Origin of the sequence: Intrasporangium zincisolvens, from assembly GCF_034724055.1 — a bacterium.
GTDB lineage: Bacteria > Actinomycetota > Actinomycetes > Actinomycetales > Dermatophilaceae > Monashia > Monashia zincisolvens.
In genome coordinates, this window is record NZ_JAWIIL010000007.1 from 110,415 (window position 1) to 133,449 (window position 23,035).

Here is a 23,035-nt window from a genome sequence, read left to right on the forward strand (position 1 = left end):
CGCTCAGAGCACCAATGCATGTCATGGACACAACCCATACGCTGACGGCATGAGTGTGGATCGGCGGGCCGTCGCGGCCCTGCTCCCCGTCCTCGTCACCGTCGCCGAGGTCGGCCAGGTGACGACCGCGGCGGCCGTCCTCGGCCTCCCGCAGCCGACGGTCAGCCGCGCGCTCGCGCGCCTCGGCACGCTGCTCGGCGCGCCCGTCGTCGAGCGGCGGGGGCGCGGCATCGCCCTGACCGCCGCCGGGAGGGCCCTGCTGCCGCACGCTCGCGACGCCGTCGCCGCGCTCGACCGCGGGGTCGACGTCGTCACCCGGTCGACGCTCGTGGGGCACGGCACCGTCGCCCTGACCTTCCAGACGCTTCTGGGCGAGACGGTCGTGCCGGCCCTGATTCGGCGGTTCCGCGACCAGTGGCCCGGCGTCGGCTTCGACCTCTCGCAGGGCGCCCGCGCCAAGTGCCTCGACGAGCTCGCGGCCGGACGCGCCACGGTCGCGCTCGTCGCGTCACCGCCGGAGCAGCCGGGCGTGTCGACGACGGTCCTCTACGACGAGCCGCTCGTCGTGGCCGTGCACCGCTCGCACCCTGCGGCGTCGGTCGCGTCGGTCACCGTCGACGCCCTGGCCCACGACGACGTCATCGTCCTCAAGACCGGGTTCGGCCTCCGTGGCCGCGTCGAGGAGATCTGGGCCGATGCCGGGGCCGACCTGCGCGTCGGGTTCGAGGCCGAGGACGTCCACACGGCGCGCGGGCTGGTCGCCGCGGGCCTCGGCGTCGCCGTGCTGCCCGCCTTCGCGCCCGAGGGCGACGTCGTGCCGGTCGCCCTCGACCACCCGCGCGCCGACCGCACGATCGGGGCCATGGTGCGCAACCCGGCGCACGACCCGACGATCACCGCGTTCGAGGAGTTCGTCGCCCGGTCCGGGCGTGCGGTCGCTCTCGCGGCGCTCAACCGGAGAAGCTGATCACCAGGGCCACGAGGCCCCCGACGAGGGCCGCCGCCAGGGCGATGCCGGCGACCGCGAGCGCCACCCGCGGGTCGCGTCGGTCGATGACGGGGGCGAGTGGCGCGCCGGCCTCACCGGTCGCGTCGGTGAGGGGCTCGGGGGCCGCGTCGGCCATCTCGCCGCTCAGGGCGTCTGCGAGCGTCTCTTCCGGACTCATGAGGCGCGAGCCTAGCCCGGCCCGGCGTGAGGACGAAAGACCTACACCGCAGTGGATTCCGCGCCGCCGAGCCCCGGAGCGACCGGCCGGTGCCCGTCGTCGACGACGCGCGCCGCCCACACCGGGTCGCCGTCGAGCCACGTCGCGTCGCACAGCTCGGCAACCTCGGCGGAGGCCCCGGCCGCGCCGACATAGAGGGTCGCGGTCCCGGCGAGCCGGCGCAGCGCCGGGGCGTGCGCCGCGAACGCGGTGGGTCGCAGTGCCGCCACGACGACCGCGTCGGGCAGCACGGTGCGGCACGCGAGCGAGAGCTCGGCCGTCGGCGTGTTGGCCCCGAGGTAGCAGACCTGCCAGCCGAGGCGCGAGAGCGTCAGCGCGGCGGCCATGAGCCCGAACTCGTGGTGCTCGCCGGGCAGGCAGGCCAGCACCACGAGCGGGCGCTGGGCCGTGACCTCGTGCGCGGCGTCCTGCATGAGCAGCGACAGGCGCGACCGCAGGACGTTGCTCGCGAAGTGCTCCTGGGCGACGCCGATCCGCCCGTTCTCCCACCGGTCGCCGACGGCCCTCAGGTAGGGCAGTACCACCTCGCTCAGTGCGTGCTCGACGTCGAGCTCGGCGAAGACGTCACCGAGGACGCGGTGGCCGCCGGCCTCGTCGAAGGCCTCGAGGGTCTGTTCCAGCTGCTCCACCCGGGTCGCGGGGAGCGTGCGGTCTGCCGACATGTGGGGGGTGCCCCTTCCGGGGTGGTGGTGCGGGCGTCCGGTCAACGTACCCACCTGGAGGGGCGCCAAACGACCTGCGCACGACCGGTCGGCGACCGTGACCGAAACGTGTCGTGCGCCCGCGGGGGTCGGTCGCACACGACCGGCCGCGACCGCAGGGAGAACCCGCGGCGCGCGGCCGGATCATGTTGTGCCACAAGGGCGGTCGTACAGATGTGGTTCAGCGGAAGAGGTCGAGCTTCCCGTACTTCTCGGCGAGGAGGTAGTAGACGGTGACGCGGTTCTTCGTGCGATCGGCGTGCATCGTCTTGCCCACGTCGGCGAGTGCGGCGTCGAGGTCGGCGTCGGAGTCGGTGAGCGCCAGCTTCTTCTTCATGAAGCCGTCGCGGACCCGGTCGGTCTCGGACTTGTCACTGAACGACACGAGCGAGGAGTCGCGCTTCTGCAGTGCGATGCCACAGTGGCGGACGATGCCCTTGATCGCGGCGTCGTCGGCGTTCGGCGAGTACTTCCTGACGTCTGCTGCCCAGTCTTCTGCCATGTGCCCTGCCCTTCTCCATCGATGGACGGCGACACGCGTGACGCTAGTCCTGCGGCGGGCGCGGTGGTGGTGAACGGACGGCGAACTCTCAGGCGGTCAGCTTGGCCCAGGTGCGTGCACCGACGATGCCGTCGGCCGTGAGGCCGTGCGCCCGCTGGTAGGCCTGCGTCTTGCTCGTCGTCGTCGTGCCGAAGACACCGTCGGCCGTCAGGCTGTAGCCGCGGTGCGTCAGCAGCTTCTGCGCCGCGACGACGGCCTGGCCCTTCGAGCCCTTCTGGACCGTGACGACGAGGGCCGTCCACGTCTTCGGGCCGACGACGCCGTCGGCGACGAGCTTGCGGGAGGACTGGAAGGCCTTGACCTTGCTCTCGGTGCCGGCGCCGAAGACGCCGTCGACGGTGAGCGAGTAGCCGCGCTGCCGCAGCAGGTGCTGGATCGCCGTGGTGCGGAAGCCGTTGGCGCCGCGCTTGACCGTCGTCCAGGTGATCGGCGCGGGTGTCGGGGTGCTGCCGCCGCCGATCTTCTTGACCAGCTGGGCGATCCGCGGGTCGCCGGGGCGCACGTTGATCTCGAAGTGCATCTCGTCCTTGCGGCCCGAGTAGTCGCCGCCCCAGCGCACGACGCCGTTGCACGAGGCGACGATGGCGTGGATCTTCGAGCGCTGCGCCGCCGAGAAGGTGCCCGACTTGCCGAGGGGGTGGCGCGGGGCGTTGCAGTCGATGGCGGTGCCGCTCGAGTGGTTGGACAGGGTCGTGCTGCCGGAGATCGGGCGGTAGCTGTGGCCCCAGCACCAGCCCTTGACGAGGGCCTCGACCTCGCGGTCGAACCGGCCGGCGACGTAGGCGAGGATCGTGTGCACCTGGCCGCTGCGGACTCCGGCGGGGAAGGTGACGCCACCGGCGGTGAGGCCGACGATCGGGATCTGCGAGGTCGAGCCGGCCGGCCAGCCGTTCTGGGAGGTGGCGGCGCTGGCCGCGGTCGCCGTGGCGGCGATGAGACCGCCGCCGAGGAGGAGGCCGCCGGCCCCGCGGATCAGCGTGCGGCGACCGACGCCGTCGGTGACGGTCGAGGCCGGCGCGACGCCGGTGCTGCCGAGGTCTTCGTGGAGCTCACACATGACTACCCCTGTGTTCCGTGTGGTGGGTGGGCAAGTGCTCCTGCCCGAGCCGACCGTAGGGGCGGTCCCGCCACGCGTACATGGGGAGAACTACCCGGAGGCGGCCGCGCCTCCGGCCCCCGACGCGACCAAGGCGTCGCCGAGCGCGGTCCGCCAGTAGAGGACCTCACGGCCGGAGCGGCGTCGGAGCACGACGCCGGCGGCGAGGAGCACCTGGAGGTGGTCGCCGACCGTGCCGAGCGCCATCCCCGTGGTGGCGGCGAGTCCCGTGGTGCTGCTGGGCGACTCGAGAGCCACGAGCAGGGTGGACCGTGAGCGCCCGACGAGGCGTTCCAGCCCGTCGGGAGCGCCGGCGTCGACGCGGGCGAGCGCCCCGGTGACGGGGTAGTACACGGCGTACCGACGCGGCAGCAGCCACCCGACCCAGCGCGCCTTGTGGTTGACCGGGACGAAGAAGAGGTCGGCGTCGTCGGGCAGGACGCGCGAGGGCAGGTCGTAGTGGTTGATCCGCAGGTGCCCGTCGCCGATCCACTCGCGGTCGCGGCCGAGGTCGCGCACGACGGCGGCCCAGCCCTGGGTCGCGAGGCGCGAGGTCCGGGCGACGACGTCGGCACGCAGGATGCGCTCGCGGCGGGCCCAGTCGGTGGCGAGGACGTGCGTCCAGACCCACTCGAGCAGGTCTACGGCGTGGTCGGTGACGCCGTCGCGGAGCAGGACGTCGGGCAGCCGCCGCGTCGGCGAGCTCTCGGCGAGGCAGTCGCGCAGGTGTTGGTCGCCGAGCTCGCGCACGTCGTCGAGCTCGGCGGCGAAGGTGCGGGTGCCGGACGTCGGTGCGTGCGGCGGAAGGCAGAGCCAGTCGGAGATCCACTGCGGGCGCCAGCTGTGGTCGAGGACCGTCTGCCGAATCGGGTGATCGTCGAGCATGGCGCGAAAGGCCTCGCCGTGGGCCGTGGCCAGGGCCCGGCCCTGCGGGTCGGAGGGGCGGACGAGGTCGTTGAGGGCGCCGACCGTCTCGATGCGTGGCGAGACGACGAACCGGCTCCGCGCGAGCAGGTCGGCCGAGATCTGCCAGGTCCCCACGGTCCACCACCTTTCGACTCAGCCCGAAACATTAGCGTCGGGCCGCCGGTGTCGGGCACCGTGTGCCGGTGCAGACGTACCGACAGCTGTTCGCCGTGCGGGAGTTCCGCGTCCTCTTCCTCGTCCAGTGCCTCAACATCGGCTCGTACTCCGTCGCGTCGCTCGCGCTCGGGACCATCACCTACGCAGCCACCGGCTCGCCCGTCCTCACCGCGTTGTCGATGTTCGGCGCACCGCTCATGCGGATCGTCGGGCAGGCGCTCTTCGGCTCCGGGTCCGACCTCGTTCGCCCGCGCACCGCGCTCGTCCTCGTCACGGCGACGACGCTCGCCACCGACCTGCTCCAGGCGATCCCGGGCCTCCCGTGGGGCTGGCGCTTCGTGCTGCTGGCGGTCGGCCCGCTCATCACCTCGGCGCTCGGGGGCAGCATGATGGCGCTCGTCTCCGACATCCTGCCGCCCGACGGCTTCATCCTCGGCCGGGCGACGATGAACATCGCCGTCGGCGGCATGCAGATCGTCGGCTACGGCATCGCCGGCCTGCTCCTCATCCGCTTCACGACGACGCAGCTGTTCCTCGGGGCTGCGACGGCCCTGTTCGTCGCGGTGCTGCTGCTTCGCCTCGGGCTGTCCGACCACCCGCCGCGCCACGCCGGGGTCTCGGTCGTGAACCGCACCCGCGAGGTCAACCGGCGCCTCCTCGGCTCGCGGGTCGTCCGCCCGATCTACCTGACGCTCTGGGTGCCCAACGGTCTCATCGTCGGCTGCGAGGCGCTTTTCGTGCCGTTCGCGGGCGAGCGCGCCGGCTACCTCTTCGCCGTCACGGCCGCGGGCATGCTCATCGGCGACGTCGTCGTCGGCCGGTTCCTGTCGATCCCCGTGCGCGACAGGCTGATCGGGCCGCTGCGGCTGCTGCTCGCCGTGCCCTACCTCGCGTTCTTCGTCGTGCCGTCGCTGCCCCTCGCGGCCGCGCTCGCGTTCGTCGCGTCGGCCGGGTACTCGGCCAGCCTGCCGTTGCAGGAGCGCCTCGTCACGCACACCGACGCCGAGGCGCGCGGCCAGGTGTTCGGCCTGCAGGGCACCGGCCTCATGGTCGGCCAGGCCGTCGGCGCGCTGCTCGGTGGCGCAGTCGCCAGCGCCCTCGGCGTCGGGCCGGACGCCGCGGCCCGCGCCATGGGCGTCATGGCCGTGGCGTCGGTCGTCGTGTCGGTCGCGCTGACGCCCGGGCTGCGCCGGTCGAGCCCTGACCTCACTCCCGGGCGTCGGCCATCCGAAGGAGCAGCTCGCTCGCGCGCCTGAGCACCTCGCGGTCGGCGTCGTCGAGCGCGCCGAGGTGCGCCGAGATCCAGGCGTCGCGCCGACCCCGGGCCTCCACCGAGAGCTCGGCGCCCTCGTCGGTGGCGGCGATGAGGACGCGCCGGCCGTCGGCCGGGTCGCGGACCCGCTCGGCATAACCGCTCGAGGTGAGGCGGTTGACCGACTGGCTCATCGACGCCGGCGTGACGCGGTAGAAGTCGCTGAGCTCGGTGAGGGTGTTTGGCCCGTACTTCTCGACGCGCGCCAGCACCTCGAGCGCGCCGTCGCCGAGGTCGCCGGGCGGCCGCTCCGAGCGGGTCCGGGCGTAGAAGCGGCTCACCGCCCGTTTGACGGCGAGGACGAGCTCGGCATCCGACCCGGCACTTGATCTGCGCGTCACAAGTGCTTAGTGTACCTAAAGAAATGGTTAGGCTTACTAAAGATCTGTGGCGTCGCGGCGCCGAGCGCGACGCGTCGGGCTTCGACCGCCGGCTCGTCGCACCCATGGTGCTCGGGTCGGTCCTCAACCCCGTCAACAGCTCGATCATCGCCATCTCGCTCGTCCCGATCGGGCGCGACCTCGGCGCCGCGCCATCCCAGACGGCCTGGCTCATCTCCTCGCTCTACGTCGCCACCGCGATCGGGCAGCCCGTCGTGGGTCGGCTCGTCGACCGTTTCGGCCCCCGCGCGCCCTACCTCGTCGGCACGGCGATGGTCGGGGCGGCCGGCGTTCTCGGCATGCTGGCGCCGGGCCTCGGCTGGCTCGTCGTGGCCCGGGTCGTGCTCGGCCTCGGCACCTGCGCCGGCTACCCGGCCTCGATGCACCTGATCCGCCGCGAGGCCCAGCGCACCGGTCGCGACTCCCCGAACGGCATCCTCACGACGCTCGCCGTGGCCAACCAGACCGTGGCCGTCATCGGCCCGACCCTGGGTGGCCTGCTCATCGGCGTCGGGGGCTGGCGCGCGACGTTCGCCGTCAACCTCCCGCTGTCGGTGGCGTGCCTCGTGCTCGGCGCGACCCGCCTGCCGCGCGGCACCGGGGCGCTCAGCACGCCCCGACGCGAGTCGACGCTCCCGCGACCCGGTCGGCGCGACGTGCTCGGCCCGCTCGGCGTCGTGCGCGGCAACCGTCCCCTCGGGCTCACCTACGTGCGGATGCTGCTGACCGCCGTCGTCAGCTACTCCGTGCTCTACGGCTTCACCCAGTGGCTCGAGGAGGGCCGCGGCCTCGCGCCGTCGCAGGCCGGCCTGCTGCTCCTGCCGATGTTCGGCACGGCGATCATCGTGTCGACGCTGACCGGACGTCACGCCGCCGTGCGCGGCAAGCTCGTGGTCGGCGGGGTGCTCCAGGTGGTCGCCGCCGTGCTCATGCTGGCCCTCGGCGGGCACAGCGCCATCTGGCTGCTCGTCGTCCTCGTGCTGCTGCTCGGGGTGCCGCAGGGACTGCTCAACCTCGCCAACCAGAACGCCGTCTACCACCAGGCCGACCCCGACCGGCTCGGCGCGTCGGCCGGTCTGCTGCGCACCTTCATGTACCTCGGCGCCATCGCGGCCTCCGCCGCCACCGGGCATTTCCTCGGCGCGTCCGCCGACAGCGACGGGCTGCACGAGATCGCCGGGTTCGCCGCCGTGGCAGCCGCGCTCATGCTCGTCGTCACCCTCGCCGACCGGTCGCTGTCCGCGATCGGCCACCCCCGCAATGAAGGAGAACCTGTGCCGCTCAGCACCCTCGACGAGACCCCCGCCCTCGTCGTCATCGACCTCCAGAAGGGCATCCTCGCTAGCCCGGCCGCCCACGACCTCGACGACGTCGTGCGCCGCAGCGGCGACCTCGCCGCGGCCTTCCGCGCCCGCGGTCTGCCCGTCGTCCTCGTCAACGTGACCGGCGGTGCGCCGGGCCGCACCGACGCCCAGCAGGCGGGGGCGCCGCGTCCGGCCTTCAGTGCCGACTTCGCCGAGCTCGTCGCGGGGCTCGACGTGCAGCCCGAGGACGAGCTCGTGACGAAGCAGACGTGGGGAGCCTTCGCCGGCACCTCGCTCGAGTCCTACCTGCGCAGCCGCGGCGCCACCCAGGTGGTGCTCACGGGCGTCGCGACGAGCGCCGGGGTCGAGTCCACCGCGCGTTTCGCCCACGAGCTCGGCTTCAACGTCGTCCTGGTGTCCGACGCGATGAGCGACCGCAGTGCCGCCGCGCACGACCACTCCGTGTCGCACGTCTTCCCGCGCATCGGGGAGGTCACGACGACCGCCGAGCTGCTCGCCGCCCTGCCCGAGCCGGCCCGGCCCTGAGCCGCGCGCCCCTAGCCGACGAGCCCGCGGCGTCGGGCGATCGCGGCGGCCTCGGTGCGGCCGCTCGCCCCGAGCTTGGCCAGCAGGTTGGACACGTGCACGCTGACCGTCTTGGTGCTGATGAACAGCTGCTTGCCGATCTGCCCGTTGGTCAGGCCGCGGGCGAGCAGCTCGAGCACCTCCTGCTCGCGCGCCGTGAGGGCCACGGGTCCCGAGGCCCGTGAACCGGCGGCCGGGCGGACCGCGCGGTCCAGCTCGGCCAGGAGCGGGCGTGCCCCGAGGCGCGTCGCCACCTCGCGGGCTGCCGCCGCCTCGTCGCGGGCGGCGGCGTCGTCACCGACGGCGTGGAGCGCGGCAGCGAGCCGGGCCCGCGAACGGGCGGTCTCGTAGACGTGCCCGTAGCGCTCGAACGCGACGACGCTGGTGCGCCAGGCGGACACGAGGTCCTCGCCGGCCGGCGGGTCGTCGAGCTCGGTGGCCCGCCGCAGCCGCAGCGCCTCGGCCTCGGCCCGCGCGAGCCAGGCCCAGGTCTCGCGGCTCGTGCGCTCGAGGTCGCTCGTCTCCCACCGTTCGAACTTCGGCCGGCTGGCGCGCTCGACGGCCGGCTTGAGCCCGCCGATGCGCCTCGCCCGGACGAGCAGCCGCTCGGTGAGCGCGACCATGCGGTCGCGGACGGCGGGGTCGGCGGTCGGCGCCGCCGTGGCGGCCTGCCCGCCGACGAGCGCGGCGAGCCGCACCACGGCGTGGTACTCGCCCCAGGCCGCGTCGAGCCGGCCGATGGCGTCCTCCACGAGGTCGACGAGCTCGTCCCAGCGACCGGCGTCGCCGAGGAGGTCGATGCCGGGCATGACCGACAGCACCACCGCCAGGCCGTCATAGGGCCACCAGCGCCGCAGCCGCGCGAAGAGGTCGGGGTCGGCGGGCTCGCCGCGGCCGGCGTCGACGTGCAGCCTCGCCCCGGTGAAGATCGTGCCGCCCGGCTCGGGCGCGGGCGCCTCACCGAGGTCGAGACGCCGGAGCGCGCCGTCCCAGTCGCCGAGCTCGTAGGCGGTGAGCCCGCCGAGCATCCGGCACTCCTGGCCCCACGGCGCCCACTCGCGGTTCATCCGGCGGGCCAGCTCGGCCCCGGCGTCGTAGCGCTCGAGCGCGCCGGGGAGGTCGCCGCGCCGGTGGGCGAGGGAGGCGAGCTGGTGCTGGGCGCGGAGCCGCAGCGGGTCGTCGACGTCGAGCCCGGCGATGACGCCGCGCAGGTGCGTCTCGACGGCGTCGAGGTCTTCCTGCACCTCGAGGACGCGGGCCTGGATGGTGCGCACGACGGCGAGCTGGCCGGTGAGACCGAGCTTCTCGGCGAGCATCGACACCTCGTCGCCGACCCCTGACGCGTCGATCCACAGCCCGAGGTCGATGAGCGCCTGCAGCCGTGCCGACAGGACGCGGACGCGACGCTCGTCGGGCGTCGCCGGCTCGACGAGGGCCAGGGCCTCGTCGGTCAGGGCCAGGAAGTCGAGCTGCACGTCGAGGTTGCGACCCACGTGGACGAGCGCGGCGAGCAGGTCGGCGCGCAGCTCGGGGCGCTGGGCCCGGCCGGGGTGGGCGAGCCGGTCGCGGAGCAGGTCGACGGCCCGGACGGGGTCGCCGGCGACGGCCGCGGCTTCGGAGGCCCGGAGCGTCACCTCGTCGCGCTGCGGGTCGTCCTCGTCGAGCCACGTGAGCGCCCGCTCGAGGTGCAGGAGGGCGTCCTGGGGGCCGCCCATCGACATCGCCGACTCCGCGGCCCTGCGGCTCGCCGCGACCGCGGTGGTGAGGTCGCCGACGGCGGCGGCGTGCCGGGCCAGCTCGGAGGCCGGGGCCAGCCCGGGGTGCTCGGCGAGCACCGACGCGTACGCCCGGTGCAGCCTCAGCCGCTCGCCGGGCAGGAGAGAGTCGGCCACGGTCTCGCCGAGGAGTGCGTGACGGAAGGTGTACGCCGGGGGCCAGCGGGTCTCGAGGACGTGGTGCTCGACCGCGGCCGCGAGCGCCGCCTCCAGCTCGGCGTCGGGGAGGTCGACGACGCGGGCCAGCAGCTCGTGCCCGAGGTAGACGCCGCCCTTGAGGGCGATGGCGCGCAGGACGCGCTGGGCGGTGTCGTCGAGCTGCTCGACGCGGGCGCGCAGCACGCGGCTGAGGCCGCCGGTCAGTGCCTGCCCGGCGGCGGCGCTCGCGACGAGCTCCTCGGCGAAGAAGGGGTTGCCCTGGGCGCGGTGGGCGATCTCGTCGGCGGTGCCGCGGTCGGTGGGCGCGTCCTCGAGGTGGGCGACGATCTCGCGGACGGCGTCGTCGGGCAGCGGGGCGAGCTCGACGCGTTCGAGCCCGGCGATGCGGGCCCACACGGCGAGCGTCTCGTGGAGCGGGTGGCGTCGGTGCAGGTCGTCGGAACGGTAGGTGACGACGAGCGAGACGTCGGTGGAGAACCCGCGCGTCAGCAGCAGGGTCAGCAGGTCGCGGGAGGAGTGGTCGGCCCAGTGGGCGTCCTCGACGACGAGGAGCGACGGCGTGACCTCGCCCAGCGCCGTGAAGAGGGCGTGGACGCCCTCGGCGACCTGACCGGGATCGGTGCCCAGGGTCACCGGGGTGTCGGCTGCCGCGTCGGTGCGGGTGGGCAGGAGGCGGGCGAAGCCGGGGTGGGTCGCGACCACGTGCTCGACGACGTCGGGGTGGTGCGCGTCGATGGCACCGAGCAGCTCGACGAAGGGCAGGTAGGCGATGTTGCCGCCGGCGAGGCCGACGCAGTGGCCGACGGCGGTGAACCAGCCCGCGTCGGCGGCGTCGGCAGCCAGCGCCCCGAGCAGGCGCGACTTGCCGATGCCGGCGTCGCCGGACACGACGACGACGCCGGTCCGGGTGGGCGACGACGAGGCGTCCACGGGCAGACCGACGGCGTCGGAGAGGTGGTGCAGGTCGGCGTCCCTCCCGATGAGGGCGCCGGTGCTGAACGGCATGGTGGGAATCATCCCGTACCCCGGCGACAGTGGCGGGAGGGTCGCGCGCATGTCGCCGGGGCGGGGGGAGGTGGCGCCGGGGTCGGCGCCGGGAGGGAGGATCACAAGGGCCGGACGGAGGGGGATGGTGGTCGTGGTGGCCACCACCGTCACCGGGTCCGGGTGCCCTGCTGAACCTCGCGGTCGGTGCGGGAGTGCGCCCGCCGGATGACCTCGAGCGAGGAGAGCCGGCGCGAGACGTGGCCCCGCGGTGCGTAGCGGGCCTCGACGGCCGCACGGACGATGCTGTAGTCGTTGAGCGACGTGCTCATGATCGGTGTCCTTCGCTGCTGGTCCGGTGGTTCTGCTGACTGCTCCAGACTCGGCGGCTGAGGTAGGGCCGCACATCGGACGACCTTCGTATCCTTCGGGGCCCGGCTACCTCAGACGGGTGCCCCGGATACCTCAGGAGGGGCCGGACGCGCCTCAGGCGAGCACGAGCGTCGCCGCGACGGCGAACATGACGAGCGCGACGACGACGTCGAGCACGCGCCACGTCGCAGGGCGGGCGAACAGCGGGGCGAGCAGCCGCGCGCCGTAGCCGAGCCCGGTGAACCAGGCGACGCTCGCCGCCACGGCCCCGGCGACGAACCACCAGCGTCCGGTGGGCCCGTGCTGGTTGGCGAGCGAGCCGACGAGCAGGACGGTGTCGAGGTAGACGTGCGGGTTGAGCCATGTCAGCGCGAGGACGGTGGCGAGGACGCCGCGCCGCCCGGGGCCGTCGTCGCCGGCGCGCAGGGCCGCCGGGTGGCGCGCGCTCCACAGCGAGCGGAGGCCGAACGCGACGAGGTAGGCAGCGCCGAGCCAGCGCACCCACGTCAGCACCGTGGGGTGGTCGGTGACGACGCGTCCGACGCCGAGGACGCCCAGGACCACGAGCACGGCGTCGGACACCGCGCACACGGCCACGACGATGCCGACGTGCCGACGCGTCAGGCCGGTGCGCAGGACGTAGGCGTTCTGCGCACCGAGGGCGACGATGAGGCCAGCCATGGTGAGGAAGCCGGTGAGCGCGACGGTCATGGATCGACGGTAGGTGCCTCGGGACCAACAGTGAAGCGAAAGTTGCTTCACGATCCTTAGCATGGCTTCATGCGTCTGCAGCCCGACCAGCTCGCCGCCCTCCTCGCCATCGTCGAGACGGGAACCTTCGAGGCCGCCGCGCGGCAGCTGCACGTGACGGCGTCGGCCGTGAGCCAGCGGATTCGAGCGCTGGAGAACGAGATCGGCCAGGTCGTGCTCGTCCGGGCGACGCCGTGCCGGGCCACCCCGGCCGGGGAGTCGCTCGTGCGGCTCGCGCGCCAGCAGCGCCTCCTCGAGGACGAGGTGGCCCGTGAGCTGGCTCCGGCGTCAGGCGGTGTCGTCGAGCTGAGCGTCGCCGTCAACGCCGACTCGATGGCGACGTGGTTCGGGGGGGTGCTGCGTGAGGCGGCCACGTGGGACGGCGTCGTACTGCGCCTGCGCGTCGAGGACCAGGACCACTCGGCGTCGCTGCTGCGAGCCGGACACGTGCTCGCCGCCGTGACCTCGGATCCCGCTCCGGTGCAGGGGTGTTCGACTGAACCACTTGCGACGCTGCGGTATGTCCCGGCGGCGTCCCCACTGCTGGTCGAGCGCCACACGCGCGGCCGCGGCGTCGACTGGTCCGCGATGCCCGTCGTGCGGTTCAACGCCAAGGACGACCTCCAGCAGCGGGTGCTCGAACGCCACGGCGTCACGACCGTGCCGCCGACCCACGAGGTGCCCGACGGGACCGGCTTCGTCACCGCGGTGCGGTCCGGGCTCGGCTGGGGCGTGCTGCTCGAGTCGCAGCTCGAGCCTGCGGTGGCGGCCGGAGAGGTGGTCCGCCTCGGCCGCCGCGACCACGTCGACGTCGCCCTCTACTGGCAGCGGTGGCGCCTGGGATCGGGCCACCTCGACCGGCTCAGCGACGCGGTGCGTCGCGCGGCGGCGCGTGGCGGCATTCGTCCGGATCGCTCCGGGAGGAGCTGAGCCCCGGCGTCGGTGGTCTGCTCGCCCGGGCCGGCGCCGATGCTCGCCCGGGCCGGCGCCGATGCTCGCCGAAGCCCGGCGCCGGGCCCCGACCCGGGGCTACCTTGGGACGCGAGGACGCACGTACGTCCCGTCTCGAGCGGGACCTCGGGCGAGGAGGCACACCGAGGTGACTGACGCGGCCACGCCACCCGGGTCTCCGGGCGCGCTCGACCCGGCGCGCATCCTCCGGTCCCGCGCCTACCTGTCGGCCCTGGTGCTCGCGGCGCTCCTCGGCATCCCGATCTCGGCCGTCGCCTACGGGTTCCTGGCGCTCGCAGGTGCGCTCCAGACCTACCTCTTCGACGACCTCCCGTCCGGTCTCTTCGACACCGGCACCCCGGCGTGGTGGCCGGTGCCCTGGCTGGTGCTGTGCGGCCTGCTCGTCTCGCTGACGATCCGTCACCTGCCGGGCACAGCGGGTCACTCGCCCGCCCTGGGCTTCCACACCGGCGGCGGACCGGTCCTCGACCGTGACCTCCCCGGCGTCGTCCTCGCCGCCCTCACGACCCTCGGACTCGGGGCCGTGCTCGGACCTGAGGCGCCGCTCATCGCGATCGGCGGTGGCCTGGCGGCCCTCACCGTGCACCTGGCGAAGCGCGACGCGCCCCCCATGGCCGCGACGGTCATGGCCTCGGCCGGCAGCTTCGCCGCGGTCAGCACGCTGCTCGGTTCGCCGCTGCTCGGCGCGTTCCTCATCATGGAGGCGGCCGGCATCGCCGGGGCGACCCTCAGCCTCGTCGCGCTGCCCGGCCTGCTCGCGTCGGGCATCGGCGCGCTCGTCTTCGTCGGCCTCGACGCCTGGACCGGGCTCGGCACGTTCTCGCTCTCGCTGACGACGGTGCCGCAGGCGGTGGCGCCGACCATCGCGTCGTTGCTGTGGGCCCTGCCCGTCGGCGTGCTCGGGGCGCTGCTCGGCTGGACGATCCGGTGGGTCGCCCTGACGGTGCGCCCCCTGGTGCACCGCAACCGGGTCCCCGTCACCGTGGCCCTGGGCCTGCTCGTCGGACTGTGCGCCACGGCGTACCAGGTCTTCACGGGGCGCGCGTTCGGCGAGGTGCTGTTCTCGGGGCAGGACGCGCTTCCCGGCCTCGTCGCCGACGCGACGAGCTACTCGCTCGGCGTGCTCGTGCTGCTCGCCCTGTTCAAGGGCCTGGCCTACGGGCTGTCGCTCAGCGCCTTCCGGGGTGGGCCGGTGTTCCCGGCCATGTTCATCGGTGCGGTGCTCGGCATCGCGCTGAGCGGCCTGCCCGGCATGGAGCTCGCGGCCGCGATCGGCACGGGCATCGGCGCGATGTGCTGCGCGATGCTCCGGCTGCCGCTCACGTCGGTGCTCCTCGCGACCCTGCTCATGGGCAAGGACGGCCTCGCGGTCACCCCGCAGGTCGTCGTCGCCGTCGTCGTCGCGTACGTCCTCACGGCGGTGCTGCCCACGCCGGGGCCGACCCAGCCGGACCCCCCGGCCTCAACGGCCTCGCCGGCCGACCCGGCCTGAGTCATCCCGAGGGGGTGAGTCGTCACGACGATGGTCCGCCGATAGTGGATGACCGAGCCGTCGTCGAGAGCGAGCACCGGATGCATGTGCGACCAGACCACCTGAACACGACGATCGCCTGGCTCTTCATGGCCGGGTCGGCGTGCTTCGTGGTCGGATCGGTCCCGGCGTACGCATCGGCCACCGGGAGCCTGGCTGACGACGTCACCTACGTCGTCGGGTCGGTCTTCTTCACGTGCGCCTCCTACTGCCAGCTCGTCCAGGCGCAGAGCCCCGGCACGACCGTGGTCGACGAGGTCACGCAGCGCCGGCGGGTGCGGGCGCGTCTGGTCGGCTGGATGCCGCACGACCGTGCCTGGCTGGCCGCGGCCGCCCAGTTCCCCGGCACGCTGTTCTTCAACATCAGCACCACCGCCGCCCTGACCCACAACGCGACGGCCGCCGAGTCGGACCGGTACGTGTGGCGTCCCGACCTGTACGGGTCGGTGCTCTTCCTCGTGTCCAGCGCCTTCGCCGTGCTCGCGGTCTCGCGCCGCTTCCTCAGCGTGGAGCCCGAGTCCCTGCCGTGGCGGATCGCCTGGGTCAACATGCTGGGCTCGGTGCTCTTCATGGCCTCGGCGCTCGCGAGCTACGTCGTCCCGAGCACCGACGAGGTGCTCGACACCCGCCTCGCCGTCGCCGGCACCTTCTTCGGCGCCGCGTGCTTCCTCATCGGCGCGGCCCTCATGCTCCCGGCGTGGCGCCGCGCCCTGTCGGCTGCCGCGACGCCGACCCCCTGAGCGACCTGACACCTGAAGACCCTGACCGAGCGAAGGAGAAACACATGAGCACCCCGTCGGACCTCGAGGCCGCCGCCCTCTACGGCAACCGTTTCGCGACCCTGGAGGTGCCGAGCCGCGAGTTCCCCGCCACGGGGATGAGCGCGGTCGACGCCATGCGCCTCGTGGCCGAGGACCTCGCCCTCGAGGGAGACCCGGGCCGCAACCTCGCCACATTCGTGACGACGTGGATGGAACCGGAGGCGCAGCGGATCATCGCCGAGAACCTGCACCGCAACTTCATCGACCACGCGGAGTACCCCCGCACGGCCGAGATCGAGCAGCGCTGCATCCGCATGCTCGCCGACCTCTTCCACGCACCGGGCGAGACCACAGGCGCGCGCACCCAGGGCTCGTCGGAGGCGATCATGCTGGGCGGCCTGTCGCTCAAGTGGAACTGGCGCACCCGTCGGCAGGCCGAGGGCGGCTCCACGGAGCGGCCGAACCTCGTCTTCGGCGGCGACGTGCACGTCGTCTGGGAGAAGTTCTGCCGCTACTTCGACGTCGAGCCGCGCATCGTCCCGCTCCAGCCGGGGAAGTACACGATCGGGCCGGAGGACGTCGAGCCCCACGTGGACGAGAACACCATCGGGGTGGCAGCCGTCCTCGGCACGACCTTCACCGGCCACAAGGACGACGTCGTCGGCATCAACGACCTGCTCGTGCGGATCAAGCAGGAGCGCGGCCTCGACGTGCCGCTGCACATCGACGGGGCGAGCGGCGGCTTCGTGTGGCCGTTCCTCTACCCCGACTCGCCGTGGGACTTCCGGCTCGAGCAGGTGCGCTCGATCAACGTGTCGGGGCACAAGTTCGGCCTCGTCTACCCGGGCATCGGCTGGCTGGTCTTCCGCGAGGTCGCCGACCTGGCACCCGACCTCGTCTTCAAGGAGAACTACCTCGGCAAGACCGACTCGACCTTCACGCTGAACTTCTCGACCGGCTCGGCGATGGTGCTCGCGCAGTACTACAACCTCGTGCGCTACGGCCGCGAGGGATACACGTACATCATGCGCAACATGCAGGAGAACGCCAGGGCGCTCGCCGACCAGCTCGAGGCGATGGGGCGGTTCGAGCTGATCGGCCGCGACGAGGAGCAGCTGCCGCTCGTCGCCTTCCGGCTGTCCGGCGAGCACGACTACAACGAGTTCGACATCGCCTGGCAGCTGTCCGCCGAGCGCGGCTGGATGGTGCCGGCGTACACGATGCCGCCCGACGCCCAGGACGTCACGATCATGCGGGCCCTGGTCAAGGAGACGATGAGCCGCGAGCACGTCGACACCCTGTCCCGCGACATCGAGGCGGCCTGCGCGACGCTCGCCGCCAAGGGCGGGGCGCACGAGTCGGAGCGCGCAAAGATGGTCGTCGGCCCGGGCCACTGACCGTCGTCAGTCGGCCGGCTGTCCGGCGAGCCAGTCGCGCCACGCCGCATACCCGCCGATGACGTCGGTGGCCCGGTGGATGCCGAGGTCCTGCAGCGACGCCGCGGCCAGGCTCGAGGTGTAGCCCTCCTGGCACAGGACGACGACCTCGAGGTCGTGGCTCGCGATGGGGAGCGATGCGTCGCTGCTCGGGTCGAGGCGCCACTCGAGGACGTTGCGCTCGATGACGACGGCGAAGGGCAGCTCGCCGTTGGCCCGGCGCTGCGCCTCGGGGCGGATGTCGACGACGACGGCGCCGCGCTCACGGACCGCCGCGTCGGCCTCTTCGGGCGTCACGCGGTGCAGGTGCGAGCGGGCCTCTGCCAGGACCTCGTCGATGGTGCGGCTCACCAGTCCACTCCTGCTGCCTGCTCCTCCTCGACGACGAGCGCGCCGTCGATCTCACGATAGCTCGTCATGAGCGTCAGCTTCGGTGCGTAGACGTGGAGGCTGACCGCCGGGTCGGGACCGAGGTTGGTGACCCGGTGCAGGTGGCGGCGGCCGAAGGTGCGCTGGTCGCCCGGGGTGAGTCGGATGCCGGGGCCGGTGACGCGTCGGACGTCGTCGAGGTCGACGGCGCTGCGATAGCCGGCGACCTCCTCGGTGAGGACGCCCTGGAGCACGACGAACGAGCCGGAGCTGCCGCCGTGGTCGTGCCACGGCGTTCCCTGGCCGGGCAGCCACGTGAGCAGCCAGGCCTCGTGGTCGTCGTCGGCGTGGAGGCGCGCGTAGTAGCGGGTGACCGGGTCGAAGTCGACGAGCCGCGACCAGAGGGTGTGCTGGCGGGAGAGGCGTCGGGCCGTGTCGGCGAGCTGGACGGCGGTGCGCGGGGCGTGGCGGGACATGGTGTGGCCTTTCGTGGATGCGGTGGTGACGGCGCGGGCGCAGTGGGTCGGAGGTGAGGGATGGGGGTCGGCTCAACGAGCCGTGCGACATCGCTCCGGGGCGCTGGGCATCACATAACTGCACGTTTCCACGATTGCAACCATAACTTATGGAAGTGGATGAGTAGGAATTCGCGTCCGCCATGTGGCGAGATGCTGTGGGTGGCTGTCCGGAAAAGGGGCGGCGTGCTGTCGGTGCCGGGGCCTAGGTTTCTCGGGTGAGCCTCGAAGCGCAGCCCAGTCGCGACGCCCAGCAACGCCCTGCTGACGCGTCCTCGCCCGATGCCGCGCGCGCGGTTGCCGAGCCGGCGTCGAACCGATGGCTCGTGCTCGGGGCGATGAGCCTGACGCTCGTGCTGTGGGCGTCCGCCTTCGTCGCGATCCGCCACCTCGGCCACTCCGTGCCGGCCGGCGCGCTGTCGCTCGGCCGGCTCCTCGTGGCGTCGGTGGCGCTCGCGGTCCTCGTCTTCCGCCGGCCGCGCACGTGGCCGGCCCGGCGTGACTGGCCCCTCCTGCTGCTGTGCGGCATCGCGTGGTTCGGCATCTACAACCTGGCCCTCAACGAGGCCGAGCGACGCATCGACGCCGGCACCTCGGCGCTCATCGTCCAGATCGGCCCGATCATCGTCGCGCTGCTTGCCACGGTGTTCCTCGGTGAGGTCATGACGCGGTGGCTGCTCATCGGGATGGCGGTCGGTTTCGCCGGCGTCGTCGTCATCGCGCGCGGGTTCTCCACCGGCAGCTCGGGTGACCTCGTCGGCGTCTGGCTCGCGGTCCTCGCGGCGGTCACCTACGGCATCGGGGTACTCGCGCAGAAACCGCTCCTCGGGCGACTGCCCGGGCCCGAGGTCACGTGGATCGCGTGCGTCATCGGCACCGTGACCTGCCTGCCGTGGACCGGCCAGCTCGTCGACGTCGTGCGCACGGGCGACTCGTCGTCGCTGCTGTGGATCGCCTACCTCGGGGTCTTCCCGACCGCCATCGCCTTCACGACGTGGGCCTACGTGCTCGCGCGGGGGAACGCCGGCACGGTCACCCTGACGACGTTCCTCGTGCCGTTCATCGCGACCCTCATCGCCTGGGTGCTGCTCGACGAGGTGCCGCCGGCGCTGACCTTCCTCGGTGGCGCCCTCTGCATCGCAGGCGTTCTGCTGACCCGACGCAAGTCCCGGCCGAAGGTGCGTGCCTCCTAGCTGCTTCCGCGCTCCTCGCCAAGACGTCCGGGCTGCTTGCCCGTCGGTGTGCGCCTCCGAACCGGCCTGTGCGACAGGATCGGTCGTGCAATCGGGCATGGTGACAACTCTTTCATCTAACTCGAACATGTGTTCTAATTGACGGAAGAGACTACCTGGCGAGAGGAGGGCGGCGATGCCCTACCTCGACGCGCCGCCCGCGCCGGGCGTGCCCGGTCGTCTGGCTCGGGTCCGGCGCATCCTCGCCGCCGACCGGTTGTGCCGTGAGGGCGGGCCGGGTGCCGCTGGCGTGACCCGACCGGGCGGGTCGGGCGCGGTGGTCGTGCTCGAACCCGGCGTGCCGGTGCCGGTCCCGGGCTCACGGGTGGGCAGTCTCGTTGCTGCTGCTCCGGTCGGGTTCCGGGACGAGCGGCTCGACGCGTGGGGTGACCGGGTGCTGTCGCAGGTCGAGGCGCTGGAGCGGGCCAAGGCGCGGCTGGAGAGCAGGCTGCTGCAGGCGTATGCGGCGCTGCACACGATCCAGGCGCAGCAGCTGGCCCGCATGGTCACCGCCACGCCGGTGCCGCTGAGCACCGACCGGCTGGTCGCGGACGAGATCGCAAGCGCGACCGGGGTCGGCCAGGCGGAGGTGTCCCGGCGGCTCGAGCTGGCCCTCGCGGTGCGCCGGCACCGGGTCCTGCACGCGGGCCTGCGCCAGGGGACGGTGAGCCTGCACCGGGCGGTGACCGTCGTCGCCGAGACCCGTCACCTGCCTGACGCGGCCCTGCCCGCCCTGGAAGCCACCGTCCTGGCCCCGGCCCCCGACGGCACGGTCGCCTCGCAGCGGCTGTTCCGGACCCGGCTGCGGCGCGCCGTCACCGCCGCCGACCACCGCGGCACCGACGAACGCCGCACCGCCGCGACCCTGCGCCGGGGCGGGTTCGGGCGCCTGACCGAGGACGGCATGGGCGTCCTGACGCTGACCGCCACGGCCGAACGGGTCGTCGGCGTGCTGGACCGCGTCGACGCGCTCGCCCGGGCCGCCCGCGCCGCCGGCGACCAGCGCACTTTGGACCAGCTGCGCTCCGACCTGCTCACCGACCTCGCCCTCTTCGGCACCACCCCTGAAGGCCCGACCGCGAGCGCGCCGGCCGCGGTGGTGCGGATCGTCGTCCCGTTCGAGGTCGCCACCGGCACCGCGGACACGGCGTGCGAGCTGCCCGGGCACGGCTGGGTCACCGCCACCCATGCCCGAGCGATCATGACCGCCCCCGGGTCGATCTGGCAGCGCCTCGCCGTCGACGTCGACACCGGCACCGCGCTGCAGCTGTCCACCGACCGGTACACCCCGACCCGCGCCATGGTCGAACACGTCCGCGCCGTCGACGGCATCTGCCGCGCCCCCGGCTGCCAGGTCCCGGCCGACCGCTGCGACCTCGACCACATCACCCCCTGGCCCACCGGCCCCACCCGAGTCTCGAACCTGCAGGCCCTGTCCCGCGGCTGCCACCACCCCAAGACCGCCGGCGCCTGGACCGCCAGACGCGAAGACCCCGGCGGCGACACCACTCCTGGCGGGGGCGGCCCTATCCGATGGACCACCCTGGCCGGCCGCGACTACATCACCTTTCCCAAGAACTGGCGCGAAGCCCTCGCCGACCCCGGCGCTGGCATCGGAACCGGCCCGCCCCGGCCAGAACCCGATCCGGATCCCGAACCGCCACCCTTCTGACACAAAGCAGTACGTGACGTGCTGTCCGGCTGGGATGGCCAACGCCTACGGGGCGTCTGTCGACTTTGCGCGACTTGTCGCCTGCAGGCGGGTCGAGGGTGCTGTCGCGGACCGCGTCGCTAACGACGCGTTGGTCGCGGTGTCAGGCTCGTGCATGGTGCGCTCGACGGCTGCGCTTGTTGCCTGGGTGTTCCCTGTCCTCCCTGCCTGGCAGGGAGGTGTTTCGGGCGGCGGAACGAGGTTCCAAGCGGCCGACAGTCCGCAGCAACTAGGTCGGGCCAGGTCGTGCGGTCGGGTCGTCGGAGGGTGTGGGGCGGGTCAGCGCAGGAGGCTGAGGTCGTGCTGGGCTCGGGCGGTGTCGCGGTCGAGCTCGGCGTCGGCTCCGAACGGTGCGCGGGGCAGGCCGTGGGTCCGGCGGTGGGCCGGCTCGAGAGCGGCGGCCAGAAGGGCGATGAGGGCGATGACGATGATGATGTCCATGGCAGAAATCCTCCGCCGATCAAGATGCCGCCACGAGTGGCAGAACTGACGTACCCCATTCATTTCCTGCCAGTCTCGTGCGAGACTCGTCAGATGCTGCGCACCGTCGCCGTCGTCGTCCAGGAACCCGTCGCCGCCTTCGAGCTCGGCGTCCTCTGTGAGGTCTTCGGCATCGACCGGACCGACGACGGCGTCCCCGCGTTCGACTTCCGCGTCTGCTCCTCACGCCCAGGCGAGGTCCACCGGACGACGAGTGGCATCGGCGTCGTCCCGACCCACCCGCTCGAGGCTGCGCGCGACGCCGACCTCGTCGCCGTGCCCGCCGGCACCGTCGACGGACCCTTCGACCCCGCGGTCCTCGACGTGCTCCGCGACGCCGTCGACCGCGACGCCTGGGTCCTCTCGGTGTGCTCGGGGGCGTTCTCCCTCGCCGCGGCCGGCATCCTCGACGGCCGCGAGGTCGCAACCCACTGGCGCTACGCGGCGAAGCTCGCTGAGGTCTGCCCGAGCGCCACGGTCGACCTCGACGTCCTCTACGTCGAGGACGGACGCGTCATCACGAGTGCCGGCACCGCCGCGGGCATCGACGCGTGCCTGCACCTCGTGCGCACCGAGCTCGGCTCCGAGGTGGCCACCCGGATCGCCCGCCGCATGGTCGTGCCCCCGCACCGCGCGGGCGGCCAGCGCCAGTACGTCGAGACGCCGGTCCCCGAGCAGTCCTGCGACTCCCTCCAGGACGTTCTCGACTGGGTCCTCGAGCACCTCGACGAGGAGCACTCCGTGCCCTCCCTCGCCCGCCGGGCCGCCATGTCCGAGCGCACGTTCGCGCGGCGGTTCGCCGCCGAGGTCGGCACGTCACCGCACCAGTGGCTGACCGGCCAGCGGGTGCTGCGCGCCCGCTACCTGCTCGAGACGACCGACCTCGACGTCGAGCGGATCGCGCGCGAGTGCGGGTTCGGCACCGCCGCCATCCTGCGCCACCACTTCCAACGACGCATCGGCGTCCCGCCCATGTCGTATCGGCGGACCTTCACCCGCGAGCCGGCCTAGGCGCCGACGCGCACCGTCGAGTCCCACCGCCACTCGGTGAGGCGGGGCCGATCGCCGAGCGGGAGTCGTCCGGCGCAGTGCAGCAGCACCTGGGCAGGGCTGCCGGCGGGCGCGTCAGGGAAGAGCCGCGCGACCACCGGAGCGCAGAGCGCGTCGGGCGGCAGCCACTCGACGCCGAGCCCACGTGCGATGTCGTAGCCGTGGACGAGCGTCTCGAGGGCGCCCATCGCGGCGAACCCGTCAGGATCCGAGATTCCGCACGGGTGCCAGGCCCGGGCCTCGAGCGGCGCCGCGTCGACGGCAAGGCGCAGCAGGTCGCCGCACATGACGACGACGTCGAGCACCTCCGCGTTCGTGCCCCGCTCCTCGATGACGGCCTCGACCGGCAGGTAGCCCGCGACGGGTCGGGCCAGGACCTGCGAGGCGTAGGAGAAGAGGTCGTCGGCGATGTGTGCGGCCGTCCGCCGGCATGACCACTCCACATCTCCGGCCGCCACGGACCAGTCGGCCTCGGCGGCCGGCGTCAGCGCCCGCCGCAGCTCCTCGGTCGCCGTCCCCACGAGCTCGCTCATCGATGACATGTCCCGACCGTAGCCGCGCGCGCCGACGCCCGGCCGGGGTGACAGGACCTCGATGCCGCCGTCTTCGGTCGTATGTCTCCAGCACTAGAGAGCCGGATACGACGCCAGCGTAGCTTCGACAGGACAGCGGCGGTTACCCCCAGTAGG

At 73.2% G+C, this 23,035-nt stretch carries 23 protein-coding genes; 10 read left to right on the forward strand and 13 right to left on the reverse strand.

The features are described 5' to 3' along the window. Window positions 1–49: 49 nt before the first annotated feature. Window positions 50–967 (forward strand): LysR family transcriptional regulator, encoded by a 918-nt coding sequence (locus RY076_RS17570; protein WP_323100355.1) that lies wholly within the window; start codon window positions 50–52, stop codon window positions 965–967. Here the strand turns inward: RY076_RS17570 and RY076_RS17575 are convergent. The 5 genes from RY076_RS17575 to RY076_RS17595 form a co-directional block, all read right to left on the reverse strand. Then, window positions 951–1,166 carry a hypothetical protein gene (locus RY076_RS17575; protein ID WP_323100358.1) on the reverse strand — a complete coding sequence of 72 codons (216 nt, stop codon included), beginning with the start codon at window positions 1,164–1,166 and terminating at the stop codon, window positions 951–953. The genes RY076_RS17570 and RY076_RS17575 overlap by 17 nt on opposite strands. A gap of 41 nt (window positions 1,167–1,207) precedes the next feature. Then, complete coding sequence (locus tag RY076_RS17580) at window positions 1,208–1,888, reverse strand: cobalamin B12-binding domain-containing protein (RefSeq protein ID WP_323100359.1); 681 nt, start codon at window positions 1,886–1,888, stop codon at window positions 1,208–1,210. Between the two features lie 220 nt (window positions 1,889–2,108). Next, window positions 2,109–2,429, reverse strand: a complete 321-nt coding sequence (locus tag RY076_RS17585; protein WP_323100360.1) for a DUF2853 family protein — start codon at window positions 2,427–2,429, stop codon at window positions 2,109–2,111. An 88-nt stretch (window positions 2,430–2,517) separates the two neighbouring features. Beyond that, window positions 2,518–3,546: a peptidoglycan-binding protein gene (locus tag RY076_RS17590; RefSeq protein ID WP_323100362.1), complete on the reverse strand. Its 1,029-nt coding sequence runs from the start codon at window positions 3,544–3,546 to the stop codon at window positions 2,518–2,520. 90 nt (window positions 3,547–3,636) lie between these two features. After that, window positions 3,637–4,626, reverse strand: coding sequence for an ArsR/SmtB family transcription factor (locus RY076_RS17595; protein ID WP_323100363.1), 990 nt, complete (start codon window positions 4,624–4,626; stop codon window positions 3,637–3,639). 68 nt (window positions 4,627–4,694) lie between these two features. Between RY076_RS17595 and RY076_RS17600 the strand changes: the two genes are divergently transcribed. Then, on the forward strand, window positions 4,695–5,924 hold the full coding sequence (locus RY076_RS17600; RefSeq protein ID WP_323100365.1) for an MFS transporter: 1,230 nt from the start codon (window positions 4,695–4,697) through the stop codon (window positions 5,922–5,924). On the opposite strand, the gene RY076_RS17605 is transcribed toward RY076_RS17600, so the two are convergent. After that, the gene (locus RY076_RS17605; RefSeq protein WP_323100366.1) at window positions 5,875–6,321 is read right to left on the reverse strand and encodes a MarR family winged helix-turn-helix transcriptional regulator; all 447 of its coding nucleotides are present in this window, start codon (window positions 6,319–6,321) and stop codon (window positions 5,875–5,877) included. The two genes, RY076_RS17600 and RY076_RS17605, sit on opposite strands and share 50 nt — an antisense overlap. Before the next feature lie 23 nt (window positions 6,322–6,344). On the opposite strand from RY076_RS17605, the gene RY076_RS17610 reads away from it, so the two are divergent. Next, the gene (locus RY076_RS17610) at window positions 6,345–8,210 is read left to right on the forward strand and encodes an MFS transporter (protein ID WP_323100367.1); all 1,866 of its coding nucleotides are present in this window, start codon (window positions 6,345–6,347) and stop codon (window positions 8,208–8,210) included. Between the two features lie 11 nt (window positions 8,211–8,221). Here the strand turns inward: RY076_RS17610 and RY076_RS17615 are convergent, their stop codons facing one another. The 3 genes from RY076_RS17615 to RY076_RS17625 all read right to left on the reverse strand — a co-directional run bounded on the left by RY076_RS17615 (window position 8,222) and on the right by RY076_RS17625 (window position 12,250). Beyond that, window positions 8,222–11,188 carry a helix-turn-helix transcriptional regulator gene (locus tag RY076_RS17615; protein ID WP_323100368.1) on the reverse strand — a complete coding sequence of 989 codons (2,967 nt, stop codon included), beginning with the start codon at window positions 11,186–11,188 and terminating at the stop codon, window positions 8,222–8,224. 149 nt (window positions 11,189–11,337) lie between these two features. Further along, on the reverse strand, window positions 11,338–11,499 hold the full coding sequence (locus tag RY076_RS17620; protein WP_323100370.1) for a hypothetical protein: 162 nt from the start codon (window positions 11,497–11,499) through the stop codon (window positions 11,338–11,340). 154 nt (window positions 11,500–11,653) lie between these two features. Beyond that, the gene (locus RY076_RS17625; RefSeq protein ID WP_323100372.1) at window positions 11,654–12,250 is read right to left on the reverse strand and encodes a LysE/ArgO family amino acid transporter; all 597 of its coding nucleotides are present in this window, start codon (window positions 12,248–12,250) and stop codon (window positions 11,654–11,656) included. Window positions 12,251–12,319: 69 nt separating this feature from the next. Here RY076_RS17625 and RY076_RS17630 point away from each other — a divergent pair, with 69 nt between their 5' ends. The 4 genes from RY076_RS17630 to RY076_RS17645 all read left to right on the forward strand — a co-directional run bounded on the left by RY076_RS17630 (window position 12,320) and on the right by RY076_RS17645 (window position 16,950). Beyond that, window positions 12,320–13,219 (forward strand): LysR family transcriptional regulator ArgP, encoded by a 900-nt coding sequence (locus tag RY076_RS17630; RefSeq protein ID WP_323100373.1) that lies wholly within the window; start codon window positions 12,320–12,322, stop codon window positions 13,217–13,219. A gap of 169 nt (window positions 13,220–13,388) precedes the next feature. Then, window positions 13,389–14,753 (forward strand): chloride channel protein, encoded by a 1,365-nt coding sequence (locus tag RY076_RS17635; RefSeq protein ID WP_323100374.1) that lies wholly within the window; start codon window positions 13,389–13,391, stop codon window positions 14,751–14,753. Between the two features lie 80 nt (window positions 14,754–14,833). Next, window positions 14,834–15,532: a hypothetical protein gene (locus RY076_RS17640; protein WP_323100375.1), complete on the forward strand. Its 699-nt coding sequence runs from the start codon at window positions 14,834–14,836 to the stop codon at window positions 15,530–15,532. Window positions 15,533–15,576: 44 nt separating this feature from the next. Beyond that, complete coding sequence (locus RY076_RS17645) at window positions 15,577–16,950, forward strand: glutamate decarboxylase (RefSeq protein WP_323100377.1); 1,374 nt, start codon at window positions 15,577–15,579, stop codon at window positions 16,948–16,950. A 6-nt stretch (window positions 16,951–16,956) separates the two neighbouring features. Here the strand turns inward: RY076_RS17645 and RY076_RS17650 are convergent, their stop codons facing one another. Beyond that, complete coding sequence (locus RY076_RS17650; RefSeq protein ID WP_323100378.1) at window positions 16,957–17,340, reverse strand: rhodanese-like domain-containing protein; 384 nt, start codon at window positions 17,338–17,340, stop codon at window positions 16,957–16,959. Further along, entirely contained in the window at window positions 17,337–17,834 is a 498-nt protein-coding gene (locus tag RY076_RS17655) for a cysteine dioxygenase (RefSeq protein WP_323100379.1), read from the reverse strand. Before RY076_RS17655 ends, RY076_RS17650 begins: the two co-directional genes overlap by 4 nt. A gap of 257 nt (window positions 17,835–18,091) precedes the next feature. Between RY076_RS17655 and RY076_RS17660 the strand changes: the two genes are divergently transcribed. Both RY076_RS17660 and RY076_RS17665 read left to right on the forward strand, forming a co-directional pair. Continuing rightward, window positions 18,092–19,066 carry a DMT family transporter gene (locus RY076_RS17660; protein ID WP_323100380.1) on the forward strand — a complete coding sequence of 325 codons (975 nt, stop codon included), beginning with the start codon at window positions 18,092–18,094 and terminating at the stop codon, window positions 19,064–19,066. Between the two features lie 175 nt (window positions 19,067–19,241). After that, on the forward strand, window positions 19,242–20,777 hold the full coding sequence (locus tag RY076_RS17665; protein WP_323100382.1) for an HNH endonuclease signature motif containing protein: 1,536 nt from the start codon (window positions 19,242–19,244) through the stop codon (window positions 20,775–20,777). 318 nt (window positions 20,778–21,095) lie between these two features. Here RY076_RS17665 and RY076_RS17670 read toward each other — a convergent pair whose 3' ends face one another. Next, a complete protein-coding gene (locus RY076_RS17670) occupies window positions 21,096–21,257 on the reverse strand; it encodes a hypothetical protein (RefSeq protein ID WP_323100384.1) in 162 nt (53 codons plus the stop codon). 93 nt (window positions 21,258–21,350) lie between these two features. Here RY076_RS17670 and RY076_RS17675 point away from each other — a divergent pair, with 93 nt between their 5' ends. Continuing rightward, window positions 21,351–22,307 (forward strand): GlxA family transcriptional regulator, encoded by a 957-nt coding sequence (locus tag RY076_RS17675; protein ID WP_323100386.1) that lies wholly within the window; start codon window positions 21,351–21,353, stop codon window positions 22,305–22,307. Here the strand turns inward: RY076_RS17675 and RY076_RS17680 are convergent. Next, on the reverse strand, window positions 22,304–22,888 hold the full coding sequence (locus RY076_RS17680; protein WP_323100388.1) for a maleylpyruvate isomerase N-terminal domain-containing protein: 585 nt from the start codon (window positions 22,886–22,888) through the stop codon (window positions 22,304–22,306). The two genes, RY076_RS17675 and RY076_RS17680, sit on opposite strands and share 4 nt — an antisense overlap. Window positions 22,889–23,035: the final 147 nt, after the last annotated feature.